Annotated in this window: 9 protein-coding genes; all 9 read left to right on the top strand. The window is 43.1% G+C overall.

Annotated features, from left to right (window positions below; translation table 11 throughout):
- Window positions 1–336: 336 nt before the first annotated feature.
- The 9 genes from Q0212_RS10665 to Q0212_RS10625 all read left to right on the top strand — a co-directional run bounded on the left by Q0212_RS10665 (window position 337) and on the right by Q0212_RS10625 (window position 7,339).
- A complete protein-coding gene (locus Q0212_RS10665) occupies window positions 337–732 on the top strand; it encodes an ATP synthase subunit I (protein WP_297925261.1) in 396 nt (131 codons plus the stop codon).
- A 7-nt stretch (window positions 733–739) separates the two neighbouring features.
- Window positions 740–1,573: a F0F1 ATP synthase subunit A gene (atpB, locus tag Q0212_RS10660; RefSeq protein WP_297925260.1), complete on the top strand. Its 834-nt coding sequence runs from the start codon at window positions 740–742 to the stop codon at window positions 1,571–1,573.
- Between the two features lie 42 nt (window positions 1,574–1,615).
- Window positions 1,616–1,873 (top strand): F0F1 ATP synthase subunit C, encoded by a 258-nt coding sequence (atpE, locus tag Q0212_RS10655; RefSeq protein WP_297925257.1) that lies wholly within the window; start codon window positions 1,616–1,618, stop codon window positions 1,871–1,873.
- Window positions 1,874–1,913: 40 nt separating this feature from the next.
- Window positions 1,914–2,384, top strand: coding sequence for a F0F1 ATP synthase subunit B (locus tag Q0212_RS10650; protein WP_297925255.1), 471 nt, complete (start codon window positions 1,914–1,916; stop codon window positions 2,382–2,384).
- 19 nt (window positions 2,385–2,403) lie between these two features.
- Window positions 2,404–2,946, top strand: coding sequence for a F0F1 ATP synthase subunit delta (locus tag Q0212_RS10645; protein WP_297925253.1), 543 nt, complete (start codon window positions 2,404–2,406; stop codon window positions 2,944–2,946).
- Window positions 2,947–2,966: 20 nt separating this feature from the next.
- Window positions 2,967–4,511, top strand: coding sequence for a F0F1 ATP synthase subunit alpha (gene atpA, locus Q0212_RS10640; protein ID WP_297925251.1), 1,545 nt, complete (start codon window positions 2,967–2,969; stop codon window positions 4,509–4,511).
- A gap of 70 nt (window positions 4,512–4,581) precedes the next feature.
- Entirely contained in the window at window positions 4,582–5,451 is an 870-nt protein-coding gene (atpG, locus tag Q0212_RS10635; protein ID WP_297925249.1) for a F0F1 ATP synthase subunit gamma, read from the top strand.
- Between the two features lie 61 nt (window positions 5,452–5,512).
- A complete protein-coding gene (atpD, locus tag Q0212_RS10630; RefSeq protein ID WP_297925247.1) occupies window positions 5,513–6,919 on the top strand; it encodes a F0F1 ATP synthase subunit beta in 1,407 nt (468 codons plus the stop codon).
- Between the two features lie 12 nt (window positions 6,920–6,931).
- A complete protein-coding gene (locus Q0212_RS10625; protein WP_297925243.1) occupies window positions 6,932–7,339 on the top strand; it encodes a F0F1 ATP synthase subunit epsilon in 408 nt (135 codons plus the stop codon).
- Window positions 7,340–7,450 lie beyond the last annotated feature (111 nt).

Raw genomic sequence — 7,450 nt, 5'->3', positions numbered from 1 at the left:
TTCACGCCTCGTATCCTCTAAAAAATAGCTTCTTTCGCAACCACAATCAAAACGTCAACAGACCCTAATATCTGCCTAATTATTGGGCAAATATAGCATTTTAGTTTAAATATGCCTTGAAAAAAGGCTAAATAATTAATAAATAAAATTGCAATAAATTAAAGAGAATTTAGCGTAAAAAAAGCTATCATTAACAAATAAACCACCAAAAACTTCCTGTTAAATGTACATTAAATAGTAACAAAAGCTTGCTAATTTAGTGTGCAATCTATACAATTCGCCGCGCTCGAAGCAGTACTTTTTTGTCTATAGCAATTGCCTTTTGGTGGAGCAAGCGTGAGTAAACCTCAACCACTTGTTGATAAAACCCCCGCAATACGCTTACTTAAAGGTCAGGTATTCGCCACCATCGCCATCACGCTGATTGCATTGATTTGGGGTGTGTGGTCGTCGGCATCCGCAGGGATAGGTGCAAGTATCGCCGTCACGGGTAGTGCTTATTTTGCACTACAAGCATTTCGTCATGCAGGGGCAGGCTCTGCAAAACAGATTGTAAAAGGTTTTTATAAAGGGGCAGCTGGTCGGTTTGGTATTACCGTGTTGCTCTTTTCGGCTGCGTTTGCAGGTCTAAAATCGCTGCAAGTGGGCTGGGTACTCGCAGGTTTCTTTATCGTACAGCTCGTAGCTTGGGTGTCTCCGTTGTGGGATGCTCTGCAAGACGAGCGAAAGTAGGTGTCATATGGCTGGAAGTTCTACGGAATATATCAAGCATCACCTGACTAACCTTACCTTTGGAAATCATCCAGAACATGGTTGGTCTTTTGCGCATACTGCACAAGATGCGCAAGAGATGGGCTTTTGGGCGTTCCATGTTGACTCTTTGGGTTGGTCAATTGCTTTAGGTTTAATTTTCTGTTTGGTGTTTCGCTCTGTTGCTAAAAAAGCAAACAGTGGCGTGCCAAGTGGTGTACAAAATTTTGTGGAAATGATTGTCGAGTTCGTTGATAGTAACGTTAAAGACACGTACCACGGTAAATCCTCATTAATCGCGCCTTTGGCGTTGACGATTTTTTGTTGGGTTTTCTTAATGAATTTGATGGACTTAATTCCAGTAGACTTTATTCCTGTGGTTGCACAGGCATTAGGTTTGCACTATATGAAAGTAGTGCCATCTACTGATCCTAATGTCACATTAGGTATGTCTATTTCTGTGTTTATGTTGATTTTGTTCTACAGCATCAAGATGAAAGGTGTGGGTGGTTTTGCGGGTGAGTTAGCCTTAAATCCATTTAACCCAAAAAATCCAATCTTAAAGGCATTCTTTATTCCAATTAACTTGATTTTGGAAGGTGTTACTTTGATTGCTAAGCCTGTTTCTTTAGGTTTGCGGTTATTCGGTAACATGTATGCTGGCGAATTGATTTTTATCTTGATCGCTTTGCTACCTTTTGGTGTGCAATGGTTGTTATCTGTGCCTTGGGCTATTTTCCACATCTTAGTTATCACATTACAAGCCTTCATCTTTATGATGTTGACCATTGTGTATCTAAGTATGGCCAGTGAACACCACTAATTTGATTCCCTTTTCCTTTTGACTTAACTGAGGTAATTCGCAATGGAAACCGTGATTGGCTTGACCGCTATCGCCGCCGCTATCCTGATCGCTTTTGGTGCATTGGGTACCGCTGTAGGTTTTGGTTTGTTAGGTGGTAAATTTTTGGAAGGCGTTGCACGTCAACCAGAATTAGCACCACAATTGCAAGTTAAAATGTTTATCGTTGCTGGTTTGCTTGACGCTGTACCAATGATCGGTGTTGGTATTGGTTTGTTCTTCGTATTCGCGAACCCATTCATTGGCTTGGTACCTGCTTAATAACAGAGCAATCCACTGCAAAGCCAAATGAGGTGTTAGCATGAATATTAATGCAACCTTGCTGGGGCAGGCCATTTCCTTTGCAATCTTCGTGTGGTTCTGCATGAAGTTTGTATGGCCGCCATTAACAGCAGCGCTTGCTGAACGGCAAAAGAAAATCGCAGATGGCTTAAATGCTGCGAGTAAAGCGCAAGATGATTTAAAAGCTGCTCAAGATCAAGTTGCTCAAGAGTTAAAAGCTGCTAAAGATCAAGCCGCTCAATTAATTGAACAAGCCAATCGTCGTGCTGGTCAATTGGTTGAAGAAGCCAAGTCTCAAGCTGTGGTAGAAAGCGAGCGTATTAAAGCGCAAGCTCGTGAGCAGATTGAACAAGAGACAAACCGTGCTCGTGATCAATTACGTGCTCAAGTAGCTGCTTTAGCAGTTGCAGGTGCTGAAAAGATTCTGCAAGCTGAAGTAAACGCCAATGCTCATGCTGCAATGCTTAGCAAATTAGCAGCAGAGTTATAACTCTCTAGAGACAGTGAACATGGCTGAATTAACCACTGTGGCACGTCCGTACGCGAAAGCAGCGTTTGAATATGCAAATGCTGAGGGCAAATTAGAGTTGGCCATTTGGTCAACTCAGTTGGCTCTTGCAGCTGCGATTGTTCAAGATGCTGATTTTGCCCGTTACCTGTCACGCCCGAGCATGACTGTAGCCGAACAAGAAACGGCATTGTTTGCTGCCTGCGGTGGGGAGTTATCTGCTGGTGTGCGTAACTTTCTGAGCCTTGTCGCAGCTAACAAACGTTTAATGGCATTGCCTGCAATTGCTGAGTTATACGAAGTTTTAAAAGCCCAAGCTGAAAATACCGCTGATGTGACGGTAACCAGTGCTTTTGCCTTATCTGATGAACAAGAAGATGCTTTGGCAAAACAATTGGCTGAAAAGTTAGGGGCTCGTATTAATATTAGTACCGAAGTTGACGCTGCTTTAATTGGTGGTGTGATTATCCGTACTGGTGACTTAGTAATTGATGCTTCCGTGCGCGGAAAATTGGCAAAATTGAGTGCCACCCTGAATACATAATTTTTGAGGAACAGCGCATCATGCAGCAACTGAATCCTTCCGAGATCAGCTCGCTGATTAAACAGCGTATTAGCGATCTCAACGCGACTGCTGAAGCCCGTAATGAAGGCACAGTCGTAAAAGTGTCTGACGGTATCGTCCGCATTCACGGTTTAGCCGATGTAATGTATGGCGAAATGATTGAGTTCGATGGCGGCATCTACGGTATGGCTCTAAACTTAGAGCAAGATTCGGTTGGTGCTGTGGTGTTGGGTGACTACTTAGGCTTACAAGAAGGCCAAAAAGTACGTTGCACAGGCCGTATTTTAGAAGTGCCAGTTGGTCCAGAACTCTTAGGTCGTGTTGTTGACTCTTTGGGTAAGCCAATTGATGGCAAAGGTCCAATCAATGCTAAATTAACTGATGCTGTAGAAAAAGTAGCACCAGGCGTTATTTGGCGTAAATCCGTTGACCAACCAGTACAAACTGGTTACAAAGCTGTCGACGCGATGATTCCAATTGGTCGTGGCCAACGTGAGTTGATCATCGGTGACCGTCAAACTGGTAAAACAGCGATGGCGATCGATGCGATCATTGCTCAAAAAGATTCTGGTATTAAGTGTATTTACGTTGCTGTTGGTCAAAAACAATCAACGATTGCTAACGTAGTACGCAAATTAGAAGAGACTGGTGCATTAGCTTACACAACTGTTGTAGCTGCATCTGCTTCTGAACCAGCGGCTATGCAATTCTTAGCACCATATTCTGGTTGTACTATGGGTGAGTACTTCCGTGATCGTGGTGAAGATGCCTTGATTATTTATGATGATTTGTCTAAGCAAGCTGTTGCTTATCGTCAAATTTCCTTGTTATTACGTCGTCCACCAGGACGTGAAGCGTACCCAGGTGACGTATTCTATTTACACAGCCGTTTATTAGAGCGTGCTTCTCGTGTATCTGAAGAATATGTAGAAAAATTCACCAATGGTGCTGTGAAAGGTCAAACAGGTTCTTTAACCGCGTTGCCAATCATTGAAACCCAAGCAGGTGACGTTTCTGCGTTCGTTCCAACTAACGTAATTTCGATTACTGACGGTCAGATCTTCTTAGAAACTAGCTTATTTAACTCTGGTATTCGTCCAGCGGTTAACGCCGGTATTTCCGTATCTCGCGTAGGTGGTGCGGCTCAAACGAAGATCATCAAGAAGTTATCTGGTGGTATCCGTACCTCTTTAGCTCAATACCGTGAATTGGCTGCGTTTGCTCAGTTTGCTTCTGACTTAGACGAAGCAACCCGCAAACAATTAGAGCATGGTCAACGTGTTACTGAGTTAATGAAGCAAAAACAATATGCTCCATTAAGCATTGCTGACATGGCTTTATCGATTTTTGCTGCTAACGAAGGTTATTTGGTTGATGTGCCAGTTGCCAAAATTGGTGCTTTTGAAGCTGCATTACATGGCTATATGAATAGTCAGCAAAAAGCTTTGATGGATAACATCAATGCCACTGCTAACTATGATAAAGACATTGAAGCTAGCCTACATAATGGCATTAAAGCTTTTAAAGCTACGCAGTCTTGGTAAGACCTTTAATAAGCCAACTCTCTGAGTTGGCTTAATTAGTAGGCGACAGTCCAACAACGATGGTGAGACTATGGCAGGCTTAAAAGAGATTCGTAGCAAAGTCGTTAGCATTAAGAGTACGCAAAAAATTACCAAGGCGATGCAGTTGGTAGCGGCCTCCAAAATGCGTAGAGCGCAAGATCGCATGGCACAAGGTCGCCCTTATGCCGATAAAATGCGTCGCGTTATTGCCCATTTAGTACAAGCTAATCCAGAGTACAAACATGCTTATATGGTTGATAGACCTGTTAAGCGCGTGGGCTATATTGTTGTGTCTTCTGATCGTGGTTTGTGTGGTGGTTTAAATATTAACTTGTTTAAACGTACTGTGCAGTCAGTCAAGACATGGCGTGAACAGGGAGTAGAAGCAGAGTTCTGCTTGATTGGCCAAAAAGCCACTACTTTCTTTAAATCGGTCGGTGGTAAAGTCGTTGCGGTGAAAACCCAATTAGGTGATGCTCCGTCCTTAGACCAGTTAATTGGGGCAGTCAAGGTCATGTTAGATGCCTTTGACCGTGGTGAAATTGACCGTATTTATTTGGTCAGCAACCAGTTTGTTAACACCATGACCCAAAAACCTGTAGTCAACCAATTGGTGCCATTGAGCGCAGACAACGGCGATGAACCGTTAAAACGCGAGCATAGTTGGGATTACTTGTATGAACCTGAAGCTGCGCCTTTGTTAGATGCCTTAATGGTTCGTTTTATTGAATCTCAAGTGTATCAAGGTGTAGTAGAGAATATTGCTTGTGAACAAGCTGCGCGTATGGTGGCGATGAAAGCCGCAACCGATAACGCAGGTGAGTTAATCCGTAGTTTGCAATTGGTTTATAACAAATTACGTCAAGCAGCGATTACTCGTGAAATTTCTGAAATCGTCGGTGGTGCAGCCGCGGTTTAATCTCAATCTTAATTAAGATTGTAAAGAATTCAGTATTTGCCAGTTTTAAGAGGAAATCCCGATGAGCAGCGGTCAAATCGTTCAGATTATCGGTGCGGTTATTGATGTTGAATTTCCGCGCGACAGCGTGCCAAAAGTCTATGACGCTTTAAAAGTTGATGGCACTGCCACGACTTTAGAAGTACAACAACAACTCGGTGACGGTATTGTACGTACCATCGCCATGGGTTCAACTGAAGGTTTGAAGCGTGGTTTGCCCGTTAGCAACACCAATGCGCCTATCTCTGTGCCAGTCGGTACAGCGACTTTAGGTCGTATTATGGATGTGTTGGGTAATCCAATTGACGAAGCTGGCCCAATTGGTGAACAGGCTCAATGGTCTATTCACCGTAAAGCGCCAAGCTATGATGAGCAATCTGGTGCAACAGAATTACTCGAAACCGGTATTAAAGTTATCGACTTACTCTGTCCATTCGCTAAGGGTGGTAAAGTTGGTTTGTTCGGTGGTGCTGGTGTAGGTAAAACCGTTAACATGATGGAACTCATCAACAACATCGCTAAAGCACACTCTGGTTTATCAGTGTTTGCTGGTGTAGGTGAACGTACTCGTGAAGGTAACGACTTCTACCATGAAATGAAAGATTCTGGTGTTGTTGGTAAAGTAGCGATGGTTTACGGTCAGATGAACGAGCCACCAGGAAACCGTTTACGTGTTGCCTTGACTGGTTTGACCATGGCTGAATACTTCCGTGATGAAAAAGACGAAAGCGGTAAAGGTCGTGACGTATTGTTGTTCGTTGACAACATTTACCGTTACACCTTGGCAGGTACAGAAGTATCTGCATTGTTAGGTCGTATGCCATCTGCGGTAGGTTATCAACCAACATTGGCCGAAGAAATGGGTGTGTTACAAGAGCGTATTACCTCGACTAAGTCTGGTTCTATTACCTCTGTACAAGCCGTTTACGTTCCAGCCGACGACTTGACTGACCCATCACCAGCAACAACCTTCGCTCACTTAGATGCGACGGTGGTATTGAGCCGTGATATTGCTTCTTTAGGTATTTATCCAGCGGTTGACCCATTAGATTCTACTAGCCGCCAATTAGATCCTTTAGTTGTTGGTGAAGAGCACTATACTGTTGCCCGTGGTGTACAAACTGTATTGCAACGTTACAAAGAATTACAAGACATTATCGCTATTCTCGGTATGGATGAACTGGCTGACGAAGATAAAAAACTGGTATTCCGCGCACGAAAAATCCAAAAATTCCTCACACAAAACTTCTTCGTGGCCGAAACCTTTACCAGTGTTCCGGGAACCTATGTCAAACGCGACGATACGGTCGCTGGTTTCAAACGTATTCTTGACGGTGAGCTTGATCACATTGCCGAAGCGCATTTTTATATGGCCGGCACTATCGATGAAGTGCTCGCACGTCATACAAAAGAAATGGGCGCTCAATAACCTCTTGGTTCTATGCCTACGTTCAATCTACGTATTGAAACTCCAAACGGAATCATGTTCAATGAAACAGTACAATCAGTCCTCATACATAATGAGCTCGGTGATATGGAAGTATTTGCTGGTCACGCACCGCTTATCGCGAGCATTCTGTTTTCAAGAACAAAGATCCGAGTCAATGATGAGCGCGAAGAACAATTTCTTATGCGTAGCGGCATTATTACTGTTGATAATAACAGTGTAAAAATCTTGGTTGAACATTGTGCGCTCGCTCAAGAAGTAAACTACGAAACCATCAAAGACTACGAAAAATTCGTCATCTCGAAACTTTCAAACCCAGCTGCGCTTGGCAAAATTCAATTAACCTATCTACAAGAAGAGCGATCATCGCTCGAAAGAATGGTTAAGATCGAAGAAAAATAAGCTCACCGCCAAAAAAACCAAACGTTTATGACGCTTGGTTTTTTCGTTGGTGAAGTATATAAATCGTCCAATTTCAATCTTGACAAAAAAGATAAAAAATACTATATTATG

Source organism: uncultured Agitococcus sp., assembly GCF_937920075.1.
In the GTDB taxonomy this organism is placed as follows: Bacteria; Pseudomonadota; Gammaproteobacteria; order Pseudomonadales; family Moraxellaceae; genus Agitococcus.
The sequence above is the reverse complement of the archived record's forward strand: the minus strand, read 5'-3'. Positions and strand labels throughout refer to the sequence as shown.

What these genes read in the sequence shown, in the direction of transcription:
- atpB (WP_297925260.1), top strand. Translation starts at nt 740, where the DNA reads ATGGCTGGAAGTTCTACGGAATATATCAAGCATCACCTGACTAACCTT.
- atpE (WP_297925257.1), top strand. Translation starts at nt 1,616, where the DNA reads ATGGAAACCGTGATTGGCTTGACCGCTATCGCCGCCGCTATCCTGATC.
- Q0212_RS10650 (WP_297925255.1), top strand. Translation starts at nt 1,914, where the DNA reads ATGAATATTAATGCAACCTTGCTGGGGCAGGCCATTTCCTTTGCAATC.
- Q0212_RS10645 (WP_297925253.1), top strand. Translation starts at nt 2,404, where the DNA reads ATGGCTGAATTAACCACTGTGGCACGTCCGTACGCGAAAGCAGCGTTT.
- atpA (WP_297925251.1), top strand. Translation starts at nt 2,967, where the DNA reads ATGCAGCAACTGAATCCTTCCGAGATCAGCTCGCTGATTAAACAGCGT.
- atpG (WP_297925249.1), top strand. Translation starts at nt 4,582, where the DNA reads ATGGCAGGCTTAAAAGAGATTCGTAGCAAAGTCGTTAGCATTAAGAGT.
- atpD (WP_297925247.1), top strand. Translation starts at nt 5,513, where the DNA reads ATGAGCAGCGGTCAAATCGTTCAGATTATCGGTGCGGTTATTGATGTT.
- Q0212_RS10625 (WP_297925243.1), top strand. Translation starts at nt 6,932, where the DNA reads ATGCCTACGTTCAATCTACGTATTGAAACTCCAAACGGAATCATGTTC.